This is a genomic window from Streptomyces sp. NPDC000348 (assembly GCF_042898795.1).
GTDB lineage: Bacteria > Actinomycetota > Actinomycetes > Streptomycetales > Streptomycetaceae > Streptomyces.
The window spans coordinates 1-26359 of the sequence record NZ_JBIAZD010000006.1 but is presented as its reverse complement, the minus strand read 5'-3'; the positions used below and the strand labels follow the sequence as shown (position 1 = coordinate 26359).

The window sequence follows — 26359 nt, the reverse complement described above, 5'->3', positions numbered from 1 at the left end:
CTCATGACCGAGAGCACCACCATCCGCTGGGAACAGGACCGCAGCGGCGTCGTCACCCTCGTCCTCGACGATCCCCACCAGTCCGCGAACACCATGAACCAGGCGTTCCGCGACTCCCTCGCCGTGATCACCGACCGCCTGGAGGCGGAGAAGGACTCCATCCGCGGCGTCATCCTCACCTCCGCCAAGAAGACCTTCTTTGCCGGCGGCGACCTGCGCGACCTGATCCGGGTCACCCCCGAAACGGCGCAGGACCTCTTCGACGGCGGCATGGCCCTCAAGCGGCACCTGCGCCGCATCGAGACCCTCGGCAAGCCGGTCGTCGCCGCGATCAACGGCGCCGCCCTCGGCGGCGGCTACGAACTCGCCCTCGCCTGCCACCACCGGATCGCCCTCGACGCCCCCGGCTCCAAGATCGGCTGCCCCGAGGTCACCCTCGGCCTGCTCCCCGGAGGCGGCGGCGTCGTCCGCACCGTCCGCATGCTCGGCATCACCGACGCGCTGCTCAAGGTGCTCCTCCAGGGCACCCAGTACAACCCGCGCCGCGCCCTGGAGAACGGCCTGGTCGACGAGATCGCCGACACGCGCGAGGACATGCTCGCCAAGGCCCGCGCCTTCATCGACGCCCACCCCGAGTCCGCCCAGCCCTGGGACAGGCCCGGCCACCGCATCCCCGGCGGCACCCCCGCCCACCCGAAGTTCGCCGCCAACCTGCCCGCCTTCCCTGCCAACCTGCGCAAGCAGACGGGCGGCGCGCCCTATCCGGCCCCGCGCAACATCATGGCCGCCGCCGTCGAGGGCTCCCAGGTCGACTTCGAGACCGCCCAGGTCATCGAGGCCCGCTACTTCGTCGAGCTGGCCGCCGGACAGACCTCGAAGAACATGATCCAGGCGTTCTTCTTCGACCTCCAGGCCGTCAACTCCGGCGCCAGCCGCCCGAAGGGCATCGCCCCGCGCAAGGTCACCAGGGTCGCCGTCCTCGGCGCCGGGATGATGGGCGCGGGCATCGCCTACTCGTGCGCCCGCGCGGGCATCGACGTCGTCCTCAAGGACGTCACCCTGGAAGCCGCGGTCAAGGGCAGGGGCTACTCCGAGAAGCTGTGCGCCAAGGCCGTCGCCAAGGGCCGTACCAGCCAGGAGAAGGCCGACGCGCTGCTCGCGCGGATCACGCCCACCGCCGAGGCCGCCGACCTCGCCGGCTGCGACGCGGTCATCGAGGCCGTCTTCGAGGACACCGCCCTCAAGCACAAGGTGTTCCAGGAGGTCCAGAACGTCGTCGCCCCCGACGCGCTGCTCTGCTCCAACACCTCCACCCTGCCCATCACCGCCCTCGCCGAGGGCGTCGAGCGCCAGGCCGACTTCATCGGGCTGCACTTCTTCTCGCCCGTCGACAGGATGCCGCTGGTCGAGATCATCAAGGGCGACCGCACGGGGGACGAGGCGCTGGCCCGCGCCTTCGACCTGGTCCGGCAGATCAACAAGACCCCGATCGTCGTCAACGACTCGCGCGGCTTCTTCACCTCGCGCGTCATCGGACACTTCCTCGACGAGGGCGTCGCCATGGTCGGCGAGGGCATCGAGCCCGCGTCGGTCGAGCAGGCCGCCGCCCAGGCGGGCTACCCGGCCAAGGTGCTCTCCCTCATGGACGAGCTGACGCTCACCCTCCCGCGGAAGATCCGGAGCGAGTCGAAGCGGGCCGTCGAGGAGGCCGGCGGCACCTGGACCGCCCACCCCGCCGAGGCCGTCGTCGACCGCATGGTCGACGAGTTCGGCCGCCCCGGCCGCAGCGGCGGCGCCGGCTTCTACGAGTACGACGAGGACGGCAGGCGCACACGGCTGTGGCCGGGACTGCGCGAGCACTTCACCGGGCCCGGACACCGGATCCCCTTCCGGGACATGCAGGAGCGGATGCTGTTCTCCGAGGCGCTGGACACCGTCCGGCTGCTGGAGGAGGGCGTGCTGACCTCCGTCGCCGACGCCAACATCGGCTCGATCCTCGGCATCGGCTTCCCCGGCTGGACCGGCGGGGTCCTGCAGTACATCAACGGCTACGAGGGCGGCCTGCCCGGATTCGTGGCCCGCGCGCGCGAACTCGCCGAACGCTACGGCGAGCGCTTCACCCCGCCGGCGCTGCTGGTGGCGAAGGCGGAGCGGGGAGAGGTCTTCACGGACGCCCGCTGACCCGCCGCGGGGGTGACGGGGCGCGCCCCGTCACCCCTCCTCGTCGAGCCACTGGGCCAGCTCCTCCCGCAGCGACCGCTGGAAGGTGGTCAGCAGCGCCTGCACCACCAGCGGATGCATCCGGGCGGACAGGGACCGCGCGTCCCGCGCGTCCCGCTCCGCGACCGCGTCGCGCAGCAGCCGCGACAGCTCGCGGGCGGCCGCGCGGGAGTGCTCGATGAGCGCGGTGCGCGCCGCGAGGACCGTCTCGTGGGACAGCGGCACGTCCAGCAGCTCCACCCCGAGCCGCAGCAGCCCGGGGTCCACCCGGAACACCTCGCCGTCCCGCTCGACGACGCCCATCGCCGTCAGCCGCCGAAGGTCCTCCCCGCTCACCGCCCGCCCCGCCCGGCGCTCCAGCTCCCCGCGCGACACCGTCTCCACCGCCTCGGGCGCCCAGGAGGCCACCACCGCCCGCTGGATCGCCAGGTCCCGGGCGCTCAGATCCGGCGGCAGCTGCCCCAGGTACCGCTCGATCGCCGCCAGCGTCATGCCCCGGTGCTGCAACTCCTCGATGAGCTCCAGCCGGGCCAGGTGCTCCCGCCCGTAGTGGCCGACCCGCCGGGGACCGATCACCGGCGGCGGCAGCAGCCCCCTGGTGCCGTAGAAACGGACCGTGCGCACGGTGACACCGGCCCGGGCCGCCAGTTCGTCGATCGTCAGCGGCTGCTCGGTCTCGGTCGTCATGTGCAGCAGTATCGCTGTCCCACCACTGGTGTGACACCTCGGCTGTCATCCCGCCCGGACGTGTGAGATGTCCCGCGGTGTGACGTGCGCCATCGCACGAGCGGCGCACTTAGGGAAGGGTGCCCCCGCGGTCCGCGCCGTGACCCGAGCGCGCCGGCCGAGGCAATCCGGACACCCGGGCGCGACCCGCCCGAGCGCACCAGAAGTGGAACCACCCGTGAGCAAGGACGCCGTCAGCACGGCAACGGCCGCAGCACCCACCGATGCGGCCCCGGTGCCCGCGGACGCGGGCGACGCCGGCTACAGCAAGGACCTCAAGGCCCGCCACGTCAACATGATCGCCATCGGCGGCGCGATCGGCACCGGACTCTTCCTGGGCGCCGGAGGACGCCTGCACGACGCGGGCCCGGCGCTCGCCCTGGCCTACCTGGTCTGCGGCGTCTTCGCCTTCTTCGTCGTCCGCGCCCTGGGCGAGCTGGTCCTGTACCGGCCGTCGTCCGGCTCCTTCGTGTCGTACGCGCGCGAGTTCCTCGGCGAGAAGGGCGCGTACGTCGCCGGCTGGATGTACTTCCTGAACTGGTCGACCACCGGCATCGCCGACATCACCGCGATCGCCCTCTACACCCACTACTGGAGCGCGTTCACCGACATCCCGCAGTGGGTGCTCGCGCTGATCGCCCTCGCCGTGGTCCTGGCGGTGAACCTGATCTCGGTGAAGATCTTCGGCGAGATGGAGTTCTGGTTCGCGATCGTCAAGGTCGCCACCCTCGTCGCCTTCATGCTCATCGGCGTCTTCCTGCTCGTCGCGCGGCACGAGGTGGGCGGCGGCACCCCCGGCCCGGGCATGATCACCGACAACGGCGGGATCCTCCCGCACGGCGTGCTGCCCGTCGTCCTCGTCATGCAGGGCGTGATCTTCGCGTACGCGGCGCTGGAACTGGTCGGTGTCGCCGCGGGCGAGACCGCCGAACCGGAGAAGGTCGTCCCCCGCGCGGTGAACTCCATCATGTGGCGCGTCGGCCTCTTCTACGTCGGCTCCGTGGTCCTGCTCGCCCTCCTGCTCCCCGGCTCGATGTACTCGGCCGGCGAGAGCCCCTTCGTCACGGTGCTCTCGAAGATCGGTGTCCCGGCCGCCGGCGACGTGATGAACCTCGTCGTCCTCACCGCCGCGATGTCGTCCCTGAACTCCGGCCTGTACTCCACCGGCCGCATCCTGCGCTCCATGGCCATGGCGGGCTCCGCCCCGAGGTTCACCGCCCGCATGAACCGCAGTCAGGTGCCCTACGGCGGCATCCTGCTGACCTGCGGCGTGTGCGTCCTCGGCGTCGGCCTGAACTTCCTCGTGCCGGCCCAGGCCTTCGAGATCGTGCTGAACGTCGCCTCCCTCGGCATCATCAGCACCTGGGTGATCATCATGATCTGCCACCTGGTCTTCGTCCGCCGCGCCCGCGCCGGACTCCTCGCCCGCCCGTCCTTCCGGCTCCCCGGCAGCCCGGTCACCGAGATCACGACCATCGCCTTCCTGGTCTCCGTCCTCGGCCTCATGTGGAACGACCCGGAGGTCGGCCGCAGGACGCTGCTGCTCGTCCCGGTGATCGCCGTGATGCTGGTCGCCGGCTGGTACGGCGTCCGCCGCCGGGTGGCGCGGAACGCGGACCGGGAGCTCTCGCGGCCGGCGGAGTAGCGGGCCGCGGCCACTGTCGGTGGCAACGCCTACGGTGGCGTCATGTCGGAGATCACTTACGTCCGGGGTGACGCCACCGTTCCGTCGGTGAAGGGCGTCAAGGTCGTCGCCCACGTCTGCAACGACCTCGGAGGGTGGGGGAAGGGCTTCGTCCTGGCCGTGTCGCGCCGCTGGCCCGAACCGGAGGCCGCCTACCGCGCCTGGCACCGGGACCGCGCCGCGAACGACTTCGGTCTGGGCGCGGTCCAGCTGGTCCAGGTCGAGCGGTACGTCTGGGTGGCCAACATGATCGGCCAGCGCGGCGTGCGGACCGGCAGCAAGGGCGTCCCCGTCCGCTACGAGGCGATCGACACCGCCCTCGACCGCCTCGCCGGCCGTGCGGCCGCCCTCGGTGCCTCGGTCCACATGCCCCGCATCGGCTGCGGCCTGGCCGGCGGCACCTGGTCCCGCGTCGAGCCGCTGATCACCGAGCGGCTGGTGAAGCGCGGGATACCGGTGACGGTGTACGACCACGGGGACTGAGCGGACTCGCCGCTTCCGGGCGGCGGGGGCCCGGAACCCGGTCGTCGTGAACCACCGGACACAGGGGGCGAATCCGGTCACCGGACACCTCACGACCCGTCAACCGCCCTCTTCTGCGGCGGTGTTCACGCATGTACCGTCCCGCGCATGCCGAAACGCACGCGCTTCACGACCTGGAGACCGCTCGCGACGGTGGCCACCGCCGCCCTGACGGCCACGCTCCTCACTCCCGCGGCGGCGGGCGCCGCACCGCCGCGCGAGAGCCTGCCCGTCCACTCCTACGACGACGCCGTCCGCGAGGCCGTCTGGGTGGACACCGGACTCGACGAGGACCGGGACGGACGCACCGACCGGGTCGCCGTCGACATCGTCCGGCCCCGCGAACCCGCACAGCGGGGCCAAAAGGTCCCCGTCATCATGGACGCCAGCCCCTACTACTCCTGCTGCGGGCGCGGCAACGAGAGCCAGAGGAAGACCTACGACGCGAACGGCGACGTCGTACGGATGCCGCTGTTCTACGACAACTACTTCGTACCGCGCGGCTACGCCGTCGTCGGCGTCGACCTGGCCGGAACCAACCGGTCCGACGGCTGTGTGGACGTCGGGGGCCGCTCCGACGTCCAGTCCGCGAAGGCCGTCGTCGACTGGCTGAACGGCCGCGGCACGGCGTACACCACCCGCACCGGCACCGAACGGGCCGGGGCCGACTGGACCGACGGCCGCACCGGGATGATCGGCAAGAGCTGGGACGGCACCATCGCCAACGGCGTCGCCGCCACCGGCGTCGAGGGCCTGGAGACCATCGTCCCGATCGCCGCCATCTCCTCCTGGTACGACTACTACTTCAGCCGGGGCGCCCCGCTCCACGACTCCGGCCCCGACTGGCTGTCCCAGTACGTCGAGAGCCCCGAGGCCCGCGCCGGCTGCGCCGCCGTCCAGCGCGAACTCGTCGAGGGCGCCCCGCGCACCGGCGACCTGACCCCGCTGTGGACCGGACGCGACTACGTGCGCGCCGCGAAGAAGGTGAGGGCCAGCGTCTTCCTGGTGCACGGCATGCAGGACCTCAACGTACGGATGCAGCACGTCGGCCCCTGGTGGGACGCCCTCGCGAAGAACGGCGTCGAGCGCAAGATCTGGCTCTCCCGGACCGGCCACGTCGACCCCTTCGACTTCCGCCGCGCCGAGTGGGTCGACACCCTGCACCGCTGGTTCGACCACGAACTCCTCGGCTACGACAACGGCATCGACCGCGAGCCCATGGCCGACATCGAACGCCGGCCGGACCAGTGGGTGACCTCGAAGAGCTGGCCGCCGCGCGGCACGCACACCACGACCCTGCGCCCCGCACGGGGCGCCGAGGCCGGCGTCGGCACCCTCGGCCTGCGCACGGGCGGGGGGACCGAGACCTTCACCGACGACCCGCGGCTGGGCGAGACCGACTGGGCCGCCCGCGTCGGCACCCCGACCCCGGACAAGGCCGGCTTCGTCACCGGCCCGCTCACCCGCGACCTGCGCCTGGCCGGCGCCTCCCGGGTCACCGTCACCGCCACCCCCAGCACACCCACGGCCCACCTCTCCGCCGTACTCGTGGACCTCGGCCCCGACACCGTCCGCGACCACACCGCCGACGGAGAGGGCATCACCACCCTCCCCGAGCGGACCTGCTGGGGCGCGAGCACCGCGGGCGACAGCTCCTGCTTCCAGGAGACCCGCGCCACGACCGCCGACGTCGAGCACACGATCGTCAGCCGCGGCTGGGCCGACCTCGGCGACCACGCCGACGACGGAAGGGGCGAGCCCCTCACCCCCGGCAAGCGGTACACCCTCACCCTCGACCTGGCCGCCACCGACCACGTCGTCCCCCGGGGCCACCGCCTGGCACTGATCGTCGCCGGCACCGACCGGGGCCTGATCGATCCCCCCGCCGACACCCCGACGCTCACCCTCGACCTGGCCCGTACCTCGGCGCGGGTGCCGTTCGTCGGCGGAACGGCCGAGTTCGCCCGTGCCACGGCGGGCCCGCGCACCACGGCCCCGGAGACCTTCCTGGACGGCGTGGGCCGGCCGGACGTCACCGGCCACCGCGTCCCCGGCGCCTGATGAAACGCGCCCTCATCGCATAGTGCCTGGTGGAGGAGGTGAGTACTTTCTGCCGCTGAGGTGAGTTTTGCGCCAAAGGTGGTAGGGGCGTAACGGGAGGAGTGCACTCCGCCCGACGGCTCTGAGGAAAGGCGCCACCCGTGACGCGGAACCAGCACAGCGACAAGGACGACACGGCGGGCCCGCTGCCGGGTTCCGAAGCGGGCCTGCCGGGCCGGGGGCGCCCACGGACCGACCGGGTGGTGTTCGGCGTCACGGCCGTGCTCACCCTCGCGTTCGTGCTGTGGGGCGCCGTCGCGACGGACTCGCTCGAGGACGTGTCCGGCACCATGCTCGGCGGGCTGATGCACCACGGCGGCTGGGCGTTCATGCTGGCCGCCTCCGGCTTCGTCGTCTTCGCCCTCTGGCTCGCGGCCGGCCGTTACGGCCGGATCCACCTGGGCGCCGAGGGCGAGGAACCGGAGTTCCGCACGGTGTCGTGGATCGCCATGATGTTCAGCGCCGGCATGGGCATCGGCCTGATGTTCTGGGGCGTGAGCGAACCGCTGGCGCACTACACGACGCCCCCGCCGGGCACCGGCCCGGCCGACTCGGGCGATCGCATGGAGACGGCCATGGCGACCACCCTCTTCCACTGGACGCTCCACCCGTGGGCGATCTACGCGGTGGTCGGCCTCGCCATCGCCTACAGCACCTTCCGCAGGCGCCGCCGGCAGACCATCAGCGCCGTGTTCACCCCGCTCATCGGGGAGAAGAACGCGGACGGCGTCGGCGGCCGGGTCATCGACGTGCTCGCCATCATCGCCACGGTCTTCGGATCCGCGGCCTCGCTCGGCCTCGGCGCGCTGCAGATCGGCTCCGGTGTGGAGAAGCTCGACTGGATGGACAAGGTCGGCACCGGGCTGCTGGTCGGCGTCATCGCGGTGCTGACCGTGGCGTTCGTGGCCTCCGCGGTCTCCGGTGTGGAGAAGGGCATCCAGTGGCTGTCCAACACCAACATGGTGCTGGCCCTGATCCTCGCCGTGTTCGTGTTCGTCGCGGGCCCGACCGTCCTCGTTCTGGACCTGCTGCCCACCTCGGTCTTCGCCTACCTCGGCGACCTGCCCGAACTGGCCGGCCGCACCGAGGTCAGCGGGGGCGAGGGCGTCGCCGACTGGCTGGGCAGCTGGACCGTCTTCTACTGGGCCTGGTGGATCTCCTGGACGCCCTTCGTCGGCATGTTCATCGCCCGCATCAGCCGGGGCCGGACCATCCGCCAGTTCATCGGCGGAGTCATCCTCGTGCCCAGCACGGTCAGCCTGGTCTGGTTCGCGGTCTTCGGCGGCTCGGCGATGAGGCTCCAGGAACAGAACCGGCTCGGCGACGAGACGACCCCCGAGGGACGGCTCTTCGCCGTGCTGCAGGAGTACCCCGCCGCCACCGTCACCAGCCTGCTGGTGATGACCCTCGTCGGCATCTTCTTCGTCTCGGGCGCCGACGCGGCCTCCATCGTGATGGGCACCCTCTCGCAGCGGGGCGCGCTCGAACCCAGCCGCCGGGTGGTGGTGTTCTGGGGCGTGGTCACCGGCGCGGTGGCGGCGGTCATGCTGCTGGTCGGCAGCGGGCAGGGCGACGCGCTGACCGGCCTGCAGAACCTCACGATCCTCGCGGCGGCCCCGTTCGTCGTCGTGATGCTCCTCATGTGCGTGGCACTCATGCGCGACCTGCGCCGCGACCCGCTCATCGTGCGGGGCGAGATGGGCTCCGAGGCGGTGGAGCTCGCGGTCATCGAGGGCCACAGGAAATACGACGGCGAATTCGAACTCCGCGTGGGCCCGGGCCGCGGCCCGGACGTGGAGGGCGACCCCATCGACACGCACTGACGACTCCTCGCCGCCGCTCCCGGGGCACCGTGACGCCCGCGCCGCCGGTCACCGGGACATCGCGGTCCCGTCCGGTTCCCCTCGGGACCGTGGCGGAACACGTCATGCCGTGCTCAGGTCCGTCCCACGACGGGAACACTCACGGCGTCTTTGCCGAGTACGCGACCTTCGCCCGGGACCTCTTCGACGGCGTACTCGAACCCGGCCGCCACCGCGTCCCGCTGGACGGCAGGGCGGTGAAGGGCGAGGCGTACCCCGTCGCGCGCACCGGCGGCACGGTGCGGGTGACGGCGCTGGCACGGTGACGGCCGGGGCGCGACCGGCCGCGCGCGGCCACTAGGATCGGCGGTCTGATGACTGCCACCCTCGTCGCCAAGAACCTCGCCGCCGGACACGGCGACCGCTCCCTGTTCACCGGCCTCGACCTCGTCGTCGCGCCCGGCGACGTGATCGGTCTGGTCGGTGCCAACGGCGCGGGCAAGTCCACGCTGCTGCGCCTGCTCGCCGGCCTCACCGCCCCGGAACAGGGCGAGCTGCGCCTCTCGCCGCCCACCGCGACCGTCGGGCACCTCCCGCAGGAACCGGAGCGCCGGCCCGGCGAGAGCGTACGGGAGTTCCTGGCCCGCCGCACCGGGGTCGCCGAGGCCCAGCGGGCGATGGACGAGGCGACCCGGGCCCTGGTCGACGGCGCCCCGGGCGCGGACGACGCCTACGCCACCAGCCTGGAGCGCTGGCTGTCCCTGGGCGGCGCCGACCTCGACGAGCGCGCCGAGGAGGTCGCGGGCTCCCTCGGCCTGGCCGTCGGCCCGGACCAGCCGATGACCTCGCTCTCCGGAGGCCAGGCGGCCCGCGCCGGACTCGCCTCCCTCCTCCTCTCCCGCTACGACGTCTTCCTCCTCGACGAGCCGACCAACGACCTCGACCTGGACGGCCTGGAACGCCTCGAACGCTTCGTGACCGGGCTGCGCGCCGGCACGGTCGTCGTCAGCCACGACCGCGAGTTCCTCACCCGCACGGTCACCAAGGTCCTCGAACTCGACCTCGCCCAGCGGCGGATCAACCTCTACGGCGGTGGCTACGAGGCCTATCTGGAGGAGCGGGACGTGGCCCGCCGGCACGCCCGCGACGAGTACGAGGAGTACGCCGACAAGAAGGCCGCGCTCCAGGACCGGGCGCAGATGCAGCGCGCCTGGATGGACAAGGGCGTGAAGAACGCGCGCCGCAGGGCGGGCAACGACAACGACAAGATCGGCCGCAAGTTCCGCAGCGAGGCCAGCGAGAAGCAGGCCGCGAAGGCGCGTCAGACACAGCGCATGATCGAACGCCTCGACGTGGTCGAGGAGCCGCGCAAGGAGTGGGAACTGCGCATGGAGATCGCGGCGGCCCCCCGCTCGGGCGCGGTCGTCGCCACCCTCCGGGACGCCGAGGTCCGGCGCGGCGACTTCACGCTCGGCCCGGTGTCCCTGCAGATCGACTGGGCGGACCGGGTGGCCGTCACGGGCGCGAACGGCGCGGGCAAGTCCACGCTCCTCGGCGCCCTGCTGGGCCGGGTCCCGCTCGACGCCGGACACGCGGCCCTGGGCTCGGGCGTACTCCTCGGCGAGGTCGACCAGGCCCGCGCGCTGTTCCACGGCCCTCAGGCCCTGCTCGACGCGTTCCGCCCGGCGGTACCGGACCTGGAACCGGCCGACATCCGCACGCTCCTGGCCAAGTTCGGCCTCAAGGCGGACCACGTCATGCGCCCCGCGGGCACCCTCTCCCCGGGCGAACGCACGCGGGCCGCCCTGGCCCTCCTCCAGGGCAGAGGCGTCAACCTCCTGGTCCTCGACGAGCCGACCAACCACCTGGACCTGCCGGCCATCGAGCAACTCGAATCAGCCCTGAACACCTACCAGGGCACCCTCCTCCTGATCACCCACGACCGCCGCATGCTCGACGCGGTGAAGGTGACCAGACGCCTGGAGGTCACGGACGGCAAGGTGACGGAGACCCCCGCATAACCGCGGGCAGTCAACCCTGCCCGCCCCCTCCGCGGGCAATCGTGCCTCCCCCTGTGCCTTAAGGGCCTGGGAGGTACCCCCAAGGGCGGCACGGGTGGGCGCGGGCGGCACCCGGCAAGCACCGGCCCGCGCACCCACCCCCGCCCGGCCCCGGCCAGGCCGCACCTACGCCAGCCCGGCCCGCCGCAACGCGTCGGCCATCGCCCCGTTCGCGGGAGCGGGAGCGGGCGCAGCCGCGGACCGCCCCTTCCCCCCGGAACCGGACCGCCCCTGCTGCTGCCGCTGCTTCGGCGGCCGGCCCCCCTGCCGCTCCCCGCGCTGCCCCCGCTGCTCCCCCTGGGGCGCGGCCTCGTCGTCCAGCCGCAGCGTCAGCGAGATCCGCTTGCGCGGGATGTCGACGTCCAGCACCTTCACCTTGACGACGTCACCCGGCTTCACCACGTCCCGCGGGTCCTTGACGAACGTCTTCGACATGGCCGAGACGTGCACCAGGCCGTCCTGGTGCACACCGACGTCGACGAAGGCGCCGAAAGCGGCCACGTTGGTCACCACACCCTCGAGGACCATCCCGGAGGACAGGTCGGAGATCTTCTCCACCCCCTCCTTGAAGACGGCGGTCCTGAACGCCGGCCGCGGGTCCCGCCCCGGCTTCTCCAGCTCCTTCAGGATGTCGCTCACGGTCGGCAGACCGAACGTCTCGTCCACGAAGTCGTCCGGCCTCAGCGACCGCAGCACCGCCGTGTTCCCGATCAGCGCGGCGACCTCCGCCCCGGAGGACTTCACCATCCGCCGCACCACCGGATACGCCTCCGGGTGCACACTGGACGCGTCCAGCGGGTCGTCACCGCCGCGGATCCGCAGGAAGCCCGCACACTGCTCGTACGCCTTCGGACCGAGCCGCGCCACCTTCTTCAGCTCACCACGCGACCGGAACGGTCCGTTGCCGTCCCGGTGGGCCACGATGTTCTCGGCGAGCCCGGACGTGATGCCGGAGACCCGCGCGAGCAGCGGCGCCGACGCGGTGTTGACGTCCACACCCACGCCGTTCACACAGTCCTCCACCACCGCGTCCAGCGAACGCGACAGCTTCACCTCGGACAGGTCGTGCTGGTACTGGCCGACCCCGATCGACTTCGGGTCGATCTTCACCAGCTCGGCGAGCGGGTCCTGGAGCCGGCGCGCGATCGACACCGCGCCGCGCAGCGACACGTCCATGTCGGGCAGTTCCCGGGAGGCGAAGGCGGAGGCCGAGTACACGGAGGCGCCCGCCTCGGACACCATCACCTTCGTCAGATTCAACTCGGGATGCCGGGTGATGAGTTCACCGGCGAGCCGGTCGGTCTCGCGGGACGCCGTGCCGTTGCCGATGGCGATCAGCTCGACCGCGTGCTCCTTCGCCAGCCGCGCCAGCTTCGCGATCGCCTCGTCCCACCGGTTCGCCGGGACATGGGGATGGATCACGTCCGTGGCCACGACCTTGCCGGTCGCGTCCACCACGGCGACCTTCACCCCCGTACGGAAACCGGGGTCGAGGCCGAGCGTCGCGCGCGTACCGGCGGGGGCGGCGAGCAGCAGGTCGCGCAGGTTCGCCGCGAAGACCCGCACCGCCTCGTCCTCGGCCGCCGTGCGCAGCCGCAGCCGCAGGTCGATGCCGAGGTGCACCAGGATGCGCGTGCGCCAGGCCCAGCGGACCGTGTCGCCCAGCCACGTGTCGGCCGGACGCCCCTGTGGGGCGATCCCGAACCGGCGCGCGATGATCCCCTCGTACGACGAGGGCCCGTCCACCGGCTCCTCGGGCTCCAGGACCAGGTCCAGGACCTCCTCCTTCTCGCCGCGCAGCATCGCCAGGACGCGGTGCGAGGGCAGCTCGGTGAACGGCTCCGCGAAGTCGAAGTAGTCGGCGAACTTCGCGCCCGCCTCCTCCTTCCCCTCGCGCACCTTCGCGGCCAGCCGCCCGCGCACCCACATCCGCTCCCGCAGCTCGCCGATCAGGTCGGCGTCCTCCGAGAACCGCTCGGTGAGGATCGCCCGCGCACCGTCCAGGGCGGCCTGGGGATCGGCGACGCCCCTGTCGGCGTCCACGAACGCGGCGGCCGCGGCGAGGGGCTCCACGCCCGGATCGGCGAGCAGCCCCTCCGCCAGCGGCTCCAGGCCCGCCTCGCGCGCGATCTGCGCCTTGGTGCGGCGCTTGGGCTTGTACGGCAGGTAGACGTCCTCCAGGCGCGCCTTGGTCTCCGCGCCCCGGATCCGGGCCTCGAGCTCGTCGGTGAGCTTGCCCTGCTCGCGCACCGACTCCAGGATCGCCGTACGACGCTCCTCCAGCTCCCGCAGGTAGCGCAGCCGCTCCTCGAGCGTGCGCAGCTGCGCGTCGTCGAGCATCTCGGTCGCTTCCTTGCGGTAGCGGGCGATGAAGGGCACGGTCGAACCGCCGTCGAGCAGCTCCACCGCAGCCCTGACCTGCCGCTCCCGTACGCCGAGCTCCTCGGCGATCCTGCCTTCGATGGACCCTGTCAGGGGTGTCGTCACGTTCCCGTACCGCCTTCTCCACTGAGGTTGCGCGGCAATTGTGGCAGGCGGCGCCGACAATCGGGGAGCAGGGCGGCGACGTGCCGGGGGACCGCCCGGGCGGCGTCAGGCGCGGCGGCCCCGGGCGGTGGACGAGGCCCCGCCGAAGAGCCTGGCGAGAGCCCGGAACGGCAGGGTCACCACGGTGGCGACGGCCCCGCCGATCTGGCGCAGGACGTCCGCGACGGCACGCAGCACGATGTTCTCCTTCCGTTTCCCCGGCCCGGTCGGCCGGGTCTGACTGCGTGTACCTCGTCAACGCTTCGACATGCCTGCCGTCCCGGTCCGGGCGCGGCAGGAAAGGTGGGGAACCCGTCGTTGCGGCCGCGGGGGGACCCGCCAAGAATCGACGGCATGGCGCAGCGAACCGTTCTCGTCGTCCTCTTCGACGACGTGCAGAGCCTCGATGTCACCGGTCCCGTGGAGGTCTTCGCGGGCGCCGAGAAGCACACGCCGGGGACGTACCGGCTGTGCACCGCCTCCCTGGACGGTGCTCCCGTACGGACCACCAGCGGGCTGACCGTCGTACCGGACGGGGCGCTGGCGGACGCGCCGGAGCCGCACACGCTGCTGGTGCCCGGCGGCCGGGGCACCCGCCGGCCCGACCCGCGGCTGACCGACTGGCTGCGGCGGCACGGGCCGCGCGCCGAGCGGCTGGTCTCCGTCTGCACGGGAGCGGCCCTGCTCGCCGGAGCCGGGCTGCTGGACGGCCGGCGCGCCACCACCCACTGGGCCCACTGCGACACGCTGGCCCGCGATCACCCGGCCGTCGAGGTCGACCCGGACCCCATCTACGTCCGGGACGGCCGGGTCGCCACCTCCGCCGGCGTCACCTCGGGCATCGACCTCGCGCTCGCCCTGGTCGAGGAGGACCTCGGCCGCGACGTCGCGCTCACCGTGGCCCGGCACCTGGTGGTCTTCCTGCGCCGGCCCGGGAACCAGGCCCAGTTCAGCGCCCAGCTCGCCGCCCAGACCGCGCGGCGCGAGCCGCTGCGCGAGGTCCAGCGGCACATCACCGAGCACCCCGACGCGGATCTGACCGTCGAGACGCTCGCCGCCCGCGCGGCCCTCTCGCCGCGTCACTTCGCCCGCGCCTTCCACGCCGAGACCGGCGTGACGCCGGGCCGCTACGTCGACCGGGTACGGCTCGAACACGCCCGGCGGCTGCTGGAGGACACCGGCGGCGGCGTCGAGGAGATCTCCCGCGCCAGCGGCTACGGCACCCCCGAGGCGATGCGGCGCGCCTTCGTCCGGACCCTCGGGGCGTCCCCGGCGGAGTACCGCCGCCGGTTCCGGCCCGCACCCACCCACACCTGAAAGGCCACCGATGCAGATCGCCATCGTCCTCTTCGACCGCTTCACCGCCCTCGACGCGGTGGGCCCCTACGAGACCCTCGGCCGGCTCCCGGACGCGGAGACCGTGTTCGTCGCCGAACGGACCGGGCCCGTGCGCACCGACACCGGCGCCCTCGCGATCACCGCCGACAAGACCCTGGAGCAGGTACCGCGCCCGGACATCGTGGTCGTCCCCGGCGGCCCCGGCCAGACGCCCCAGATGGAGAACGAGGCCCTGCTGGAGTGGCTGCGCGGCGCCGACGCGACCAGCACCTGGACGACGTCCGTGTGCACCGGCTCCCTGCTGCTGGCCGCGGCCGGACTCCTCCGGGGGCGCCGGGCCACCTCCCACTGGCTCGCGCTCGGCCACCTGGGGCGGTACGGCGCCGAGCCGACCGGGGAGCGGGTGGTGACCGACGGCAAGTACGTCACCGCGGCCGGCGTCTCCTCCGGCATCGACATGGGGCTCACCCTGCTCGGCCGGATCGCCGGCGACGAACACGCCCGGGCGGTCCAACTGCTCACCGAGTACGACCCGCAGCCGCCCTACGACGCCGGCTCCCCGCACAAGGCGCCCGCGCACCTCGTCGAGGAGTTCCGGTCGAAGAGCCGCTTCGTCCTCACGTAGACGCGCTCCAGGTGAAGCGCGGCGGCCGGCGCTCCAGGAACGCGGTGACGCCCTCCGCGGTGTCGCCGCTCTCCCCGGCCCGTTCGTCCCAGTACGCGTCCCGGTCGGTGCGGCCGTTCGCGAACTCCTTCGCCGCCGCCTGCGTCAGCTGCGAGCGGGACGCCAGGATCCGGGTGAACCCGGCCACCCGCCCGTCCAGTTCCCCCTCGGGCAGCACCTCGTCCACCAGACCGGTGCGCAGCGCCCGCCCGGCCTCTATCAACTCGCCCGAGAACAGGAGGTACTTGGCGGTGGCCGGGCCGACCAGGGAGACCAGCCGCCGGGTCGCGGAGGCCGGGTAGACGATGCCGAGCTTCGCCGGGGTCACCCCGAACCGCGCCCCCTCCTCGGCGAATCGCAGGTCGCAGGCGGCCGCCAACTGCGCCCCGCCGCCCACGCAGTGCCCGCGGACCACCGCCAGGGTCGGCTTGGGGAAGGCGGCGAGCGCCTCCTCCGCCGCCACGGCCAGCCGCTGCGCCCGGAGCGGCGACCCCCGGAGCGTGGAGATGTCGGCGCCGGCGCAGAACGTCCCGCCCTCACCCGTGAGCACCAGCACCCGTACGTCCGGGTCGGCCGCCAGCGTTTCCAGCAGCGGTGGCAGGGAACCCCACATCCCGGCCGTCATGGCGTTGCGCTTCGCCGGATTGCGGATGACGACCGTGGCGACGTGCTCGGTGACGCCGTGCAGCAGCTGGGGCTCCATGCGCCGGATGCTATCCGCCCCGGCCGGCCGGGACTCCACCCGGCGGGGGGCGGGCGGACGGCGGAGACTGGGAGAGGGGGGAACGGGAGCGAGGAGGCAGTCATGGCCAAGTCCACCAAGCCCCAGGGCGAGGCCGCGAAACTGAGCCGCGGCTTCAGCTGGCTCGCCGTACTCGGCGTGATCCTGGTCGTCGCGGGCCTGGTCGGCCTGGTCTACACCGGCCTCGCCACCCTGACCTCGATGGTGCTGTTCGGCTGGCTGCTGCTCATCGGCGGCCTGGTCGGACTGCTGCACGCCGTCCAGGCGCGGCACACCAGCTTCTTCTGGCTCGGCGTGGTCGTCGCGGCCCTGAACCTCGCGGCCGGCGTGGTCGTCCTGAAGACACCGGAGGCGGCGGCCGAGGCGCTCACCATGTTCGCCGCGCTGCTGTTCCTCACCGGCGGGTTGTTCCGCCTCGTCGGCAGCCTGGTGGTGCGCGGACCGCAGTTCGGCTGGACGCTGGTGCAGGGTGCCTTCGGACTCCTCCTCGGCGTCCTGGTACTGGCCACCTGGCCCAGCAGCAGCAAGTACGTCATCGGTACGTTCTTCTCCCTCTCCCTGCTCTTCGACGGGCTCGGCCTGATCGCCACCGGCTACGGCGGACGCCGGATCGTCGGCATGGTCTCCGGCCGGCTGGCCGGCGAGGAGACCGCGCGGGCGCCGGGGAAGGGGCCGCACGGGTACGGCGACGATCACCGGGCCGCCAAACCCGTACCACCCGAATAGTGCGCCGATCCGGCACCGGGCGGACCGGAACGGCCCCGAAAGCGACCACGTCGCACACGGGCGGTCGGAAACGCTCGATATCCGCTGACTTCTGTTCAGGGCCGAGGTGCGGAGCCGATCGGTACCAACACTCGACGTGTGGTGACAATCGAGCGTGAGAGCGGCGATCCGCTGCCGTACGAAGGTGTCTGGCGGTTCACCGCCCCGGCCGTCGACGCCTCGGTCCCGCAGGCCCGCCACGCCGTACGGGACCTGCTGCTGCGCCAAGGGGTGCCGGTCGCGGACGACGTCGTACAGGGACTGCTGCTGATCGTCTCCGAGCTGGTCACCAACGCCGTACGGCACGCGGCGCTGCTGTCCCCGACGCTCGCCGTCGAGGTCGCCGTCGGCGCCGACCGGGTCCGGGTCTCCGTGGAGGACGACCACCCCTACCGGCCCACCGCCCTGGAGACCGACCACGGCCGCACCGGCGGCCGCGGACTGCTCCTGGTGCGGGAGATCACCCGCGAGGCGGGCGGGGTGTGCGACGTCGAGCACACCGCCACCGGGGGCAAGGTGGTCTGGGCCGTCCTGCCGCTCAAGCCCTCGCGGATCGGCTAGGTCACCAGCCCGCCGCGGGTCCGGTCAGTTCGCGGACCGCCGGGCGGGCCGCGTCCAGGACGGTCGGGAACCACGCCGAGAAGACGTCCCCGGCGTGCCGCTCCGCCAGCTCGGCCGGGGTCACGAACGCCGTGGACGCCACCTCCTGGGGATCCGGCCGCGGCGGCGACTGCACCATGCCGACGAAGAGGTGGTTGTACTCCTGCTCCACCAGGCCCGAGGCCGGGTCCGGATGGTTGTAGCGGACGGTGCCGGCCTCGGCGAGCAGGGACGGGGACACGCCCAGCTCCTCGAAGGTCCGCCGGGCCGCCGCCGCGAACGGCGCCTCACCGGGGTAGGGGTGACCGCAGCAGGTGTTGGACCACACACCGGGGGAGTGGTACTTGCCCAGCGCCCGCTGCTGCAGCAGCAGCCGTCCGCGCTCGTCGAACAGGAAAACCGAGAACGCCCGGTGCAGCCGCCCCGGCGGCTGATGGGCGGCGAGCTTCTCCGCGGTGCCGATCGTCACGCCGTCCTCGTCGACCAGTTCCAGCAAAATCGGCTCGGCGGTGCCGCTCGACGGGCTGTTCGTCGCGGTGGCAGGTGTGATCGGCATACCCATCCTTCACTCGGTCTTCGCGCCCCAAGTCTGCCGCACGAATCCGGCACTCCCGGCACTCCCCGACGCACCCGCATGTCCCGGGACGCTCCCCGCGGGGGCGGAGGGCTGCGTTCCCGGGCGCGTCGGCGCGCGGCGGCGCGCCCGGACCGGTCCTAATGGCAGAGGCGCGCCTCGTGCTCCGCGTGCCCGCCGGGCTCCAGCTGGAAGGTGCAGTGCTCCACGTCGAAGTGGGCGCCCAGGCAGTTCTGCAGTTCGTGCAGCATCTTCTCGTGCCCGATGGCGTTCAGGACGTCGGAACTGACGACCACGTGCGCGGAGAGCACCGGCATCCCCGAGGTGATGGTCCAGGCGTGCAGGTCGTGCACGTCCTCCACGCCCTCCGTGGCCAGGATGTGCGCCCGTACCTGTCCCATGTCGACGCCCTCGGGCGCCGCCTCCAGCAGCACGTCCAGGGTCTCGCGCAGCAGCTTCCAGGTCCGGGGCACGATCATCACCGCGATCACCAGGGAGGCGATCGGGTCGGCGGCCGTCCAGCCGGTGACCAGGATCACCAGCGCGGCGAGGATCACCGCGACCGAGCCGAGAGCGTCCGCCGCCACCTCCAGGAAGGCGCCGCGCACGTTCAGGCTCTCCTTCTGCCCGCGCATCAGCAGCGTCAGCGACACCGCGTTGGCGGCCAGGCCGATCGCGCCGAACACCATCGTCAGCCCGCCCTCGGTGCCGGCCGGGGTGACGAACCGCTCGACCGCCTCGTACAGGACGTAGCCGCCGACGCCGAGCAGCAGCAGACAGTTGGCCAGCGCGGCCAGGATCTCCGCGCGGGCCAGCCCGAAGGTGCGGCGCTCGCTCGGCGGGCGGTTCGCCACGTGGATGGCCAGCAGGGCCATGCCGAGCCCCAGGGCGTCCGTCGCCATGTGCGCGGCGTCCGCCACCAGCGCCAGCGAGTCGGCCAGCACCCCGCCGACGATCTCCACGACCATGACACCGAGGGTGATCGCCAGTGCCCCCCGCAGCCTGCCGCGGTACGCCGCGCCCGCGGTACCGCCGGCGGGCGCGCCGTGCGCGTGCCCGTGCGCGTGCCCAGCCCCCATGAAAGGCCCCTTCCCGTGCCCCGTCCGGATCACAGTGAACTACGGGGAGGGGGTATCCGCAACGCGGCACTGAACACCGTTGTCATCTGCTCTGACCTGCGCAAACGATCCGCAGGTCAGACGGTGGCCGGCGCCGTCCGCCGCTCAGCCGCCGTGGTGCAGCAGCCACCCCCGCCACGCCGACTCGATCATCTCCGGCACCGGGCGCCGGGCGGTCCAGCCGAGCCGCTCGGCCGCGCGGGCGGCCGAGGCCACGGCGCGGGGCGCGTCGCCGGGGCGGCGGCCCTCGACGAGCGGGGCCCGGGTGTCGCCGGTGACCTCGCCGATGACCGTGATCAGCTCGCGCACCGAGACGCCCTCGCCGCGGCCGATGTTCACCGTCAGGTCTCCCGCGATGTCTCCCCGCGCCAGCCCGCGGGCCGCCGCCAGGTGCGCCTCCGCCAGATCGGCCACGTGGATGTAGTCACGGACGCACGTGCCGTCCGGCGTCGGGTAGTCGTCGCCGAAGACGCGCGGGGCCTCGTTGCGGGTGAGCCGGTCGAAGACCATCGGCACGATGTTGAAGACACCGGTGTCGGCCAGCTCCGGCGCCGCCGCCCCCGCCACGTTGAAGTAGCGCAGGCACACCGTGTCGATGCCGTGCGCCCGGCCCGCCGCCCGGACCAGCCACTCACCGGCGAGCTTGGTCTCGCCGTAGGGGTTGACCGGGACGCAGGGGGCGTCCTCCGTGATGAGATCCACCCCGGGGTCGCCGTACACGGCCGCGGACGAGGAGAAGACGAAGCGCTCGATCCCGGCGTCGGCGACGGCGTCCAGGAGCGTCGCGAGGCCGCCCACGTTCTCCCGGTAGTACCGGGTCGGCTGCGCCACGGACTCGCCGGCCTGCTTGCGCGCGGCGAGGTGCACCACCCCCGTCACCCCGTGCTCCGCGCACACCCGCCTCAGCAGCCCGCCGTCCAGCGACGAGCCCCTGACCAGCGGGACGTCGGCGGGCAGCCGCGCGGGCACCCCGGCCGAGAGGTCGTCCAGAGCCACGACCCGCTCCCCGGCACCGGTCATGGCCCGCGCCACGTGTGCCCCGATGTAACCGGCCCCGCCGGTGATCAGCCATGTCATGGTCGCCCACCCTATGCCGAGCGGACTCCATGGTCCCCAATGTTCGGGTTCGTCTCAAATGACCGTTCTGGTACGGCGGTTTGTGGGCCGGGCCCCGCATCACCGATGATGATCGCGGCAGCGGCGCGCGGGCGAACCGTGCCGGACCAGTCGTCGAACGGGCGGTGAACTCGGACTTCCGGGCATCCGATAACCTCTGCCGACATGCCGCCCGGGGGTCCGTACGGGCGCCTCATCGTGTACATGACCGGCGTCGACGCGTCGGCACCCAGGGAGTGAGATTCGGTTGTCGACCGCCATCCTCACCGGCCAGCCGGTCCCCGGTTCGTCACTCGAGGGCGATCTGCGCTCCCTCGGCTTCGACGTACGGATCGCCTCCGGAGCCGCCGAGGCCCAGGCCCTGCTCGCCGGGGTGCCCGCCGGACAGCGGGTCGCCGTGGTCGACGCCCGCTTCGTGGGCCACGCGCACGCGCTGCGCCTCGGCCTCACCGACCCGCGCTTCCCGCTCTCCGCGATCCCCGGCGCCGTCACCGCCCAGCCGGCCGGCCGCCAGGCCCTGAGCCGCGCGATGACCCGCGAGAACTCCGCGGCCACCGCGGAGCCGGCCGGCGGCACCACCCTGGTCGACAGCCTCGCCGACCGCGTCGTCGCGGCCCTCGGCGCCGACGGCGCCGACGTGCACCGCCCCGAGCTCGGCAGCCTCGTCGCCACCGTCCCCGGCGACCCCCAGACCCGCAACGAGGCCCGGCAGGCCGTCGCCGCCGTCGACGACGAGGCCGTGCGCCTGAAGTCGGCCGTCAAGGCCCGCGACGGCTTCTTCACCACCCACTTCGTCAGCCCGTACTCGCGCTACCTCGCCCGCTGGTGCGCCCGCCGCGGACTGACCCCCAACCAGGTCACCACCGCCTCCCTGCTCACCGCGCTCATAGCCGCCGCCTGCGCCGCCACCGGCACCCGCGGCGGCTTCGTCGCCGCCGGCGTGCTGCTCATCGCCTCCTTCGTGCTGGACTGCACCGACGGCCAGCTCGCCCGCTACTCCCTGCAGTACTCCACCCTCGGCGCCTGGCTCGACGCCACCTTCGACCGCGCCAAGGAGTACGCCTACTACGCGGGCCTCGCCCTCGGCGCCGCCCGCGGCGGCGACGACGTATGGGCCCTCGCCCTCGGCGCGATGGTCCTCCAGACCTGCCGGCACGTGGTCGACTTCTCCTTCAACGAGGCCAACCACGACGCCACCGCCAACACGAGCCCCACCGCAGCCCTCTCCGACCGGCTCGACAGCGTCGGCTGGACGGTCTGGCTGCGCCGCATGATCGTCCTGCCCATCGGCGAACGCTGGGCGATGATCGCCGTCCTCACGGCCGTCACCACCCCCCGGATCACCTTCTACGCCCTGCTCGTCGGCTGCGCCTTCGCCGCGATGTACACCACCGCGGGCCGCGTCCTGCGCTCGCTGACCCGCAAGGCCCGCCGCACCGACCGGGCGGCGCGGGCGCTCGCCGACCTCGCCGACTCCGGCCCGCTCGCCCAGGCCCTCACCGGCCCGCTGAAGAGCCCCGCCCGCCGCCTGCCGGGCTTCACCGCCCCCGCAGTCGGCCTGCTCGGCGGCCTCGCCGTCGTCGCCACGGCCGTGCTCACCGGCTTCGGCGGCCCCTGGACGGTCGTCGCCGCCTGCGCCTACGTCCTGACCTCCGCCCTCGCCGTCGCCCGCCCCCTCAAGGGCGCCCTCGACTGGCTCGTCCCCCCCTTCTTCCGCGCCGCCGAGTACGGAACCGTCCTGGCCCTGGCGGCGAAGGCGGACGTGAACGGAGCGCTTCCCGCGGCCTACGGGCTGGTGGCCGCGGTCGCCTACCATCACTACGACACGGTCTACCGCATCCGCGGCGACGCGGGCGCGCCCCCGCACTGGCTGGTGCGGGTGATCGGGGGCCACGAGGGCCGCACCCTGGTGGTCGCCGTCCTGGCGGCACTGCTCACCGCCTCCCGGTTCACCGTCGCGCTCACGGTCCTCGCCGTGGCCGTGGCCCTGGTGGTGCTCGTCGAGAGCATCCGCTTCTGGGCGTCCGCAGGGGCGCCCGCCGTACACGATGAAGGAGAACCCGCATGATCGGCCTCGTGCTGGCGGCCGGCGCCGGACGGCGTCTGCGCCCCTACACCGACAGCCTTCCCAAGGCGCTGGTGCCGGTGGGGCCCGCGGGCATAGAGGGCGAACCCACGGTCCTGGACCTCACCCTCGGCAACTTCGCCGAGATCGGTCTGACCGAGGTCGGGGTGATCGTCGGCTACCGCAAGGAGGCCGTGTACGAGCGCAAGGCGGCCCTGGAGGCGAAGTACGGCCTCGAGCTCACCCTCATCGACAACGACAAGGCCGAGGAGTGGAACAACGCCTACTCCCTGTGGTGCGGCCGTGACGCCCTCAAGGACGGCGTGATCCTCGCCAACGGCGACACCGTGCACCCGGTCTCCGTCGAGAAGACCCTGCTCGCCGCCCGCGGCGAGGGCAAGCGGATCATCCTCGCCCTCGACACGGTCAAGCAGCTCGCCGACGAGGAGATGAAGGTCGTCGTCGACCCCGCCAAGGGCATGACGAAGATCACCAAGCTGATGGACCCCGCCGAGGCCACCGGTGAGTACATCGGCGTCACCCTCATCGAGGGCGACGCCGCCGCCGAGCTCGCCGACGCGCTGAAGACCGTGTGGGAGACCGACCCGCAGCAGTTCTACGAGCACGGCTACCAGGAACTGGTGAACCGCGGCTTCCGGATCGACGTGGCGCCGATCGGCGACGTCCAGTGGGTGGAGATCGACAACCACGACGACCTCGCCCGCGGACGGGAGATCGCGTGCCAGTACTGACCCGGCTCATCCCCTCGCCGGTCGTCGTGGACATCCGCCCGGGTGCCCTCGACGACCTGGCCTGCGTCCTCGCAGACGAGCGCATCTCGCAGTCGGGCCGGCTGGCCATCGCGGTCAGCGGCGGTTCGGGCGCCCGGCTGCGCGAGCGGATCGCGCCCTCGCTGCCCGGCGCCGACTGGTACGAGGTCGGCGGCGGCACCATCGACGACGCGGTCCGGCTGGCGGGCGCCATGAAGACCGGCCGTTACGACGCGGTCGTCGGCCTCGGCGGCGGGAAGATCATCGACTGCGCCAAGTTCGCGGCGGCGCGCGTCGGCCTGCCCCTGGTCGCCGTCGCCACCAACCTCGCGCACGACGGCCTCTGCTCCCCGGTCGCGACCCTCGACAACGACGCGGGCCGCGGCTCGTACGGCGTACCGAACCCGATCGCGGTCGTCATCGACCTCAACGTCATCCGCGAGGCCCCGGTCCGTTTCGTGCGGTCCGGCATCGGCGACGCCATCTCCAACGTCTCCGCGGTCGCCGACTGGGAACTGGCGAACCGTGTCAACGGGGAGAAGATCGACGGTCTGGCCGCCGCCATGGCCCGGCAGGCCGGCGAGGCGGTGCTGCGCCACCCGGGCGGGGTCGGCGACGACGGTTTCCTGCAGGTGCTGGCCGAGGCGCTGGTCCTCACCGGCATCGCCATGTCCGTGTCGGGCGACTCCCGTCCCTCCTCCGGCGCCTGCCACGAGATCAATCACGCCTTCGACCTGCTCTACCCCAAGCGGGCCGCCGCCCACGGGGAGCAGTGCGGACTGGGCGCCGCCTTCGCGATGTACCTGCGCGGCGCCCACGAGGAATCGGCCCACATGGCCGAGGTACTGCGCCGGCACGGGCTCCCGGTGCTGCCGGAGGAGATCGGGTTCACGCCGGACGAATTCGTCCGGGCCGTCGAGTTCGCCCCGGAGACCCGTCCCGGACGCTTCACCATCCTCGAACATCTCGACCTGAAGACCGAACAGATCAAGGACGTCTACGCCGACTATGTCAAGGCCATCGGTAGCTGAACTCCGTCCGGTCGTGCACCCCCCGGGGGTCAAGGACCGGCGCAGCGGTGAGCACTGGATGGGGCGCCTCTACATGCGCGAGGTGTCCCTGCGGGTGGACCGCTACCTGGTGAACACCAGGGTCACGCCCAACCAGCTCACGTACCTGATGACCGTCTTCGGCGTCCTCGCGGCCCCGGCGCTGCTGGTGCCGGGGATCACGGGGGCCGTGCTCGGCGTGGTCGCCGTCCAGCTGTACCTGCTGCTGGACTGCGTCGACGGCGAGATCGCCCGCTGGCGGAAGCAGTACTCGCTCGGCGGCGTCTACCTCGACCGGGTCGGCGCCTACCTCACCGACGCGGCCGTCCTGGTCGGCCTCGGCCTGCGCGCCGCCGACCTGTGGGGTCCCGGGCGGATCGACTGGCTCTGGGCCTTCCTCGGCACCCTGGCCGCCCTCGGCGCGGTCCTGATCAAGGCCGAGACCGACCTCGTCGGCGTCGCCCGCCACCAGAACGGGCTGCCGCCGGTGAAGGAGGCCGCCTCCGAGATGCGCTCCTCCGGCATGGCGCTGGCCCGCCGGGCCGCCGCCGCCTTCAAGTTCCACCGCCTGATCCTCGGCATCGAGGCGTCCCTGCTGATCCTGGTCCTCGCGATCGCGGACGCGGCCCGGGGCGACCTGTTCTTCACCCGTCTGGGCACCGCCGTCCTCGCCGGCATCGCCCTGCTGCAGACCCTGCTGCACCTGGTGTCCGTCCTCGCCTCCAGCAGGCTGAAGTGAGCGCCGGCATGAAGGTCGGCGCGGTGATCATCACCATGGGCAACCGCCCCGACGAGCTGCGGGCCCTGCTGGACTCGGTCGCCAAGCAGGACGGCGACCCGGTCCAGGTCGTCGTCGTCGGCAACGGCTCGCCCGTCCCCGAGGTACCCGAGGGCGTACGCACCGTCGAACTGCCGGAGAACCTCGGCATCCCCGGCGGCCGCAACGTCGGCATCGAGGCCTTCGGCCCCGGCGGCACCGACGTCGACATCCTGCTGTTCCTCGACGACGACGGCCTGCTCGCCGGCCACGACACCGCCGAACTCTGCCGCGAGGCCTTCGCCGCCGACCCGGCGCTCGGCATCATCAGCTTCCGCATCGCCGACCCGGAGACCGGGGTCACCCAGCGCCGCCACGTGCCCCGGCTGCGCGCCTCCGACCCGATGCGCTCCTCCCGCGTGACCACCTTCCTCGGCGGCGCCAACGCCGTGCGCACCAAGGTCCTCGCCGAGGTCGGCGGGCTGCCGGACGAGTTCTTCTACGCCCATGAGGAGACCGATCTGGCCTGGCGGGCCCTCGACGCCGGCTGGATGATCGACTACCGGTCCGACATGGTGCTGTACCACCCGACCACCGCCCCCTCCCGGCACGCGGTCTACCACCGCATGGTCGCCCGCAACCGGGTCTGGCTGGCCCGCCGCAACCTCCCCGCGCCCCTGGTCCCGGTCTACCTGGGCGTCTGGATGCTCCTCACCCTCCTGCGCCGGCCCTCGCGCCCCGCGCTGAAGGCGTGGTTCGGCGGATTCCGGGAGGGCTGGGCCACCCCCTGCGGTCCCCGCCGGCCCATGAGGTGGCGTACGGTGTGGCGGCTGACCCGACTGGGCCGGCCCCCCGTCATCTGACAAGCTCGTATCCGGGAACATCGGGGCCGTACCCAGGCTCCCCGGCTCATGCCAGGCCCCCGCGGGCCGCGCATCTCGAGGACGAAAGTTTTCCACCAGTGAGTGAGACAACGCATGACGGCACGGTCGCGGTGAGCGCGTCCGTGCCGCCCGACGAGGGCCTGACGGCGGACCGGCTCGCCGCCAAGTACGGACTGTCCGTGAGCGGTGCCCGGCCGTCCCTCGTCGAGTACGTCCGTCAGCTGTGGGACCGGCGGCACTTCATCCTCGCCTTCTCCCGGGCGAAGCTGACCGCCCA

The 26359-nt window shown here is 72.7% G+C and carries 22 protein-coding genes and 2 pseudogenes; 17 read left to right on the top strand and 7 right to left on the bottom strand.

Features of this window, described 5'->3' with window-relative positions; all coding sequences use genetic code 11:
- Nucleotides 1-3: 3 nt before the first annotated feature.
- The gene (locus tag ACFY3N_RS13945) at nucleotides 4-2181 is read left to right on the top strand and encodes a 3-hydroxyacyl-CoA dehydrogenase NAD-binding domain-containing protein (RefSeq protein WP_390816895.1); all 2178 of its coding nucleotides are present in this window, start codon (nucleotides 4-6) and stop codon (nucleotides 2179-2181) included.
- 30 nt (nucleotides 2182-2211) lie between these two features.
- On the opposite strand, the gene ACFY3N_RS13940 is transcribed toward ACFY3N_RS13945, so the two are convergent.
- Complete coding sequence (locus tag ACFY3N_RS13940; RefSeq protein WP_390816894.1) at nucleotides 2212-2907, bottom strand: MerR family transcriptional regulator; 696 nt, start codon at nucleotides 2905-2907, stop codon at nucleotides 2212-2214.
- Nucleotides 2908-3124: 217 nt separating this feature from the next.
- On the opposite strand from ACFY3N_RS13940, the gene ACFY3N_RS13935 reads away from it, so the two are divergent.
- From ACFY3N_RS13935 to ACFY3N_RS13910, 6 genes and pseudogenes are all read left to right on the top strand, one after another.
- Complete coding sequence (locus ACFY3N_RS13935; RefSeq protein ID WP_390816893.1) at nucleotides 3125-4591, top strand: amino acid permease; 1467 nt, start codon at nucleotides 3125-3127, stop codon at nucleotides 4589-4591.
- A 42-nt stretch (nucleotides 4592-4633) separates the two neighbouring features.
- Nucleotides 4634-5113 carry a macro domain-containing protein gene (locus tag ACFY3N_RS13930; protein WP_390816892.1) on the top strand — a complete coding sequence of 160 codons (480 nt, stop codon included), beginning with the start codon at nucleotides 4634-4636 and terminating at the stop codon, nucleotides 5111-5113.
- A 147-nt stretch (nucleotides 5114-5260) separates the two neighbouring features.
- Nucleotides 5261-7213: a Xaa-Pro dipeptidyl-peptidase gene (locus ACFY3N_RS13925; protein WP_390816891.1), complete on the top strand. Its 1953-nt coding sequence runs from the start codon at nucleotides 5261-5263 to the stop codon at nucleotides 7211-7213.
- Between the two features lie 140 nt (nucleotides 7214-7353).
- Nucleotides 7354-9075 carry a BCCT family transporter gene (locus tag ACFY3N_RS13920; RefSeq protein ID WP_390816890.1) on the top strand — a complete coding sequence of 574 codons (1722 nt, stop codon included), beginning with the start codon at nucleotides 7354-7356 and terminating at the stop codon, nucleotides 9073-9075.
- A 164-nt stretch (nucleotides 9076-9239) separates the two neighbouring features.
- Nucleotides 9240-9380, top strand: a pseudogene (locus ACFY3N_RS13915) (oxidoreductase); the annotation flags it as partial.
- Between the two features lie 48 nt (nucleotides 9381-9428).
- Nucleotides 9429-11075 (top strand): ABC-F family ATP-binding cassette domain-containing protein, encoded by a 1647-nt coding sequence (locus ACFY3N_RS13910; protein ID WP_390816889.1) that lies wholly within the window; start codon nucleotides 9429-9431, stop codon nucleotides 11073-11075.
- 165 nt (nucleotides 11076-11240) lie between these two features.
- On the opposite strand, the gene ACFY3N_RS13905 is transcribed toward ACFY3N_RS13910, so the two are convergent.
- Nucleotides 11241-13601, bottom strand: coding sequence for a Tex family protein (locus ACFY3N_RS13905; RefSeq protein ID WP_390816888.1), 2361 nt, complete (start codon nucleotides 13599-13601; stop codon nucleotides 11241-11243).
- 105 nt (nucleotides 13602-13706) lie between these two features.
- Complete coding sequence (locus tag ACFY3N_RS13900) at nucleotides 13707-13838, bottom strand: LPFR motif small protein (RefSeq protein WP_390816887.1); 132 nt, start codon at nucleotides 13836-13838, stop codon at nucleotides 13707-13709.
- A gap of 156 nt (nucleotides 13839-13994) precedes the next feature.
- Here ACFY3N_RS13900 and ACFY3N_RS13895 point away from each other — a divergent pair, with 156 nt between their 5' ends.
- Entirely contained in the window at nucleotides 13995-14957 is a 963-nt protein-coding gene (locus tag ACFY3N_RS13895; RefSeq protein WP_390816886.1) for a GlxA family transcriptional regulator, read from the top strand.
- 10 nt (nucleotides 14958-14967) lie between these two features.
- Nucleotides 14968-15603, top strand: a complete 636-nt coding sequence (locus tag ACFY3N_RS13890; protein ID WP_390816885.1) for a DJ-1/PfpI family protein — start codon at nucleotides 14968-14970, stop codon at nucleotides 15601-15603.
- Here ACFY3N_RS13890 and ACFY3N_RS13885 read toward each other — a convergent pair.
- Nucleotides 15596-16345, bottom strand: coding sequence for an enoyl-CoA hydratase/isomerase family protein (locus ACFY3N_RS13885; RefSeq protein ID WP_390816884.1), 750 nt, complete (start codon nucleotides 16343-16345; stop codon nucleotides 15596-15598). The two genes, ACFY3N_RS13890 and ACFY3N_RS13885, sit on opposite strands and share 8 nt — an antisense overlap.
- A 102-nt stretch (nucleotides 16346-16447) precedes the next feature.
- On the opposite strand from ACFY3N_RS13885, the gene ACFY3N_RS13880 reads away from it, so the two are divergent.
- Both ACFY3N_RS13880 and ACFY3N_RS13875 read left to right on the top strand, forming a co-directional pair.
- Nucleotides 16448-17110 carry an HdeD family acid-resistance protein gene (locus tag ACFY3N_RS13880; protein ID WP_390816883.1) on the top strand — a complete coding sequence of 221 codons (663 nt, stop codon included), beginning with the start codon at nucleotides 16448-16450 and terminating at the stop codon, nucleotides 17108-17110.
- A 138-nt stretch (nucleotides 17111-17248) separates the two neighbouring features.
- Complete coding sequence (locus ACFY3N_RS13875; RefSeq protein WP_390816882.1) at nucleotides 17249-17710, top strand: ATP-binding protein; 462 nt, start codon at nucleotides 17249-17251, stop codon at nucleotides 17708-17710.
- 1 nt (nucleotide 17711) lies between these two features.
- Here ACFY3N_RS13875 and idi read toward each other — a convergent pair whose 3' ends face one another.
- The 3 genes from idi to galE form a co-directional block, all read right to left on the bottom strand.
- Nucleotides 17712-18305, bottom strand: coding sequence for an isopentenyl-diphosphate Delta-isomerase (gene idi / locus ACFY3N_RS13870; protein WP_390816881.1), 594 nt, complete (start codon nucleotides 18303-18305; stop codon nucleotides 17712-17714).
- Nucleotides 18306-18463: 158 nt separating this feature from the next.
- Nucleotides 18464-19402, bottom strand: coding sequence for a cation diffusion facilitator family transporter (locus ACFY3N_RS13865; RefSeq protein ID WP_390816880.1), 939 nt, complete (start codon nucleotides 19400-19402; stop codon nucleotides 18464-18466).
- A gap of 144 nt (nucleotides 19403-19546) precedes the next feature.
- Complete coding sequence (gene galE / locus ACFY3N_RS13860; protein WP_390816879.1) at nucleotides 19547-20518, bottom strand: UDP-glucose 4-epimerase GalE; 972 nt, start codon at nucleotides 20516-20518, stop codon at nucleotides 19547-19549.
- Nucleotides 20519-20804: 286 nt separating this feature from the next.
- On the opposite strand from galE, the gene ACFY3N_RS13855 reads away from it, so the two are divergent.
- The 6 genes and pseudogenes from ACFY3N_RS13855 to ACFY3N_RS13830 form a co-directional block, all read left to right on the top strand.
- Nucleotides 20805-22625: a DUF5941 domain-containing protein gene (locus ACFY3N_RS13855; protein WP_390816878.1), complete on the top strand. Its 1821-nt coding sequence runs from the start codon at nucleotides 20805-20807 to the stop codon at nucleotides 22623-22625.
- Nucleotides 22622-23374, top strand: a complete 753-nt coding sequence (locus ACFY3N_RS13850; RefSeq protein WP_390816877.1) for a sugar phosphate nucleotidyltransferase — start codon at nucleotides 22622-22624, stop codon at nucleotides 23372-23374. Before ACFY3N_RS13855 ends, ACFY3N_RS13850 begins: the two co-directional genes overlap by 4 nt.
- Nucleotides 23362-24423 (top strand): iron-containing alcohol dehydrogenase family protein, encoded by a 1062-nt coding sequence (locus ACFY3N_RS13845; protein ID WP_390816876.1) that lies wholly within the window; start codon nucleotides 23362-23364, stop codon nucleotides 24421-24423. The genes ACFY3N_RS13850 and ACFY3N_RS13845 overlap by 13 nt, the downstream gene beginning before the upstream one ends.
- Nucleotides 24401-25180 carry a CDP-alcohol phosphatidyltransferase family protein gene (locus ACFY3N_RS13840; protein ID WP_390816874.1) on the top strand — a complete coding sequence of 260 codons (780 nt, stop codon included), beginning with the start codon at nucleotides 24401-24403 and terminating at the stop codon, nucleotides 25178-25180. Before ACFY3N_RS13845 ends, ACFY3N_RS13840 begins: the two co-directional genes overlap by 23 nt.
- Before the next feature lie 8 nt (nucleotides 25181-25188).
- Nucleotides 25189-26061 carry a glycosyltransferase family 2 protein gene (locus ACFY3N_RS13835; RefSeq protein ID WP_390817192.1) on the top strand — a complete coding sequence of 291 codons (873 nt, stop codon included), beginning with the start codon at nucleotides 25189-25191 and terminating at the stop codon, nucleotides 26059-26061.
- A 98-nt stretch (nucleotides 26062-26159) separates the two neighbouring features.
- A pseudogene (locus ACFY3N_RS13830) lies at nucleotides 26160-26359 on the top strand (ABC transporter permease); the annotation flags it as partial.

Excerpts from the sequence above, each read along its gene's own strand:
- ACFY3N_RS13945 (WP_390816895.1), top strand. The coding sequence starts at position 4 with ATGACCGAGAGCACCACCATCCGCTGGGAACAGGACCGCAGCGGCGTC.
- ACFY3N_RS13940 (WP_390816894.1), bottom strand. The coding sequence starts at position 2,907 with ATGACGACCGAGACCGAGCAGCCGCTGACGATCGACGAACTGGCGGCC.
- ACFY3N_RS13930 (WP_390816892.1), top strand. The coding sequence starts at position 4,634 with ATGTCGGAGATCACTTACGTCCGGGGTGACGCCACCGTTCCGTCGGTG.
- ACFY3N_RS13925 (WP_390816891.1), top strand. The coding sequence starts at position 5,261 with ATGCCGAAACGCACGCGCTTCACGACCTGGAGACCGCTCGCGACGGTG.
- ACFY3N_RS13910 (WP_390816889.1), top strand. The coding sequence starts at position 9,429 with ATGACTGCCACCCTCGTCGCCAAGAACCTCGCCGCCGGACACGGCGAC.
- ACFY3N_RS13895 (WP_390816886.1), top strand. The coding sequence starts at position 13,995 with ATGGCGCAGCGAACCGTTCTCGTCGTCCTCTTCGACGACGTGCAGAGC.
- ACFY3N_RS13890 (WP_390816885.1), top strand. The coding sequence starts at position 14,968 with ATGCAGATCGCCATCGTCCTCTTCGACCGCTTCACCGCCCTCGACGCG.
- ACFY3N_RS13885 (WP_390816884.1), bottom strand. The coding sequence starts at position 16,345 with ATGGAGCCCCAGCTGCTGCACGGCGTCACCGAGCACGTCGCCACGGTC.
- ACFY3N_RS13880 (WP_390816883.1), top strand. The coding sequence starts at position 16,448 with ATGGCCAAGTCCACCAAGCCCCAGGGCGAGGCCGCGAAACTGAGCCGC.
- idi (WP_390816881.1), bottom strand. The coding sequence starts at position 18,305 with ATGCCGATCACACCTGCCACCGCGACGAACAGCCCGTCGAGCGGCACC.
- ACFY3N_RS13865 (WP_390816880.1), bottom strand. The coding sequence starts at position 19,402 with ATGGGGGCTGGGCACGCGCACGGGCACGCGCACGGCGCGCCCGCCGGC.
- galE (WP_390816879.1), bottom strand. The coding sequence starts at position 20,518 with ATGACATGGCTGATCACCGGCGGGGCCGGTTACATCGGGGCACACGTG.
- ACFY3N_RS13850 (WP_390816877.1), top strand. The coding sequence starts at position 22,622 with ATGATCGGCCTCGTGCTGGCGGCCGGCGCCGGACGGCGTCTGCGCCCC.
- ACFY3N_RS13840 (WP_390816874.1), top strand. The coding sequence starts at position 24,401 with ATGTCAAGGCCATCGGTAGCTGAACTCCGTCCGGTCGTGCACCCCCCG.
- ACFY3N_RS13835 (WP_390817192.1), top strand. The coding sequence starts at position 25,189 with ATGAAGGTCGGCGCGGTGATCATCACCATGGGCAACCGCCCCGACGAG.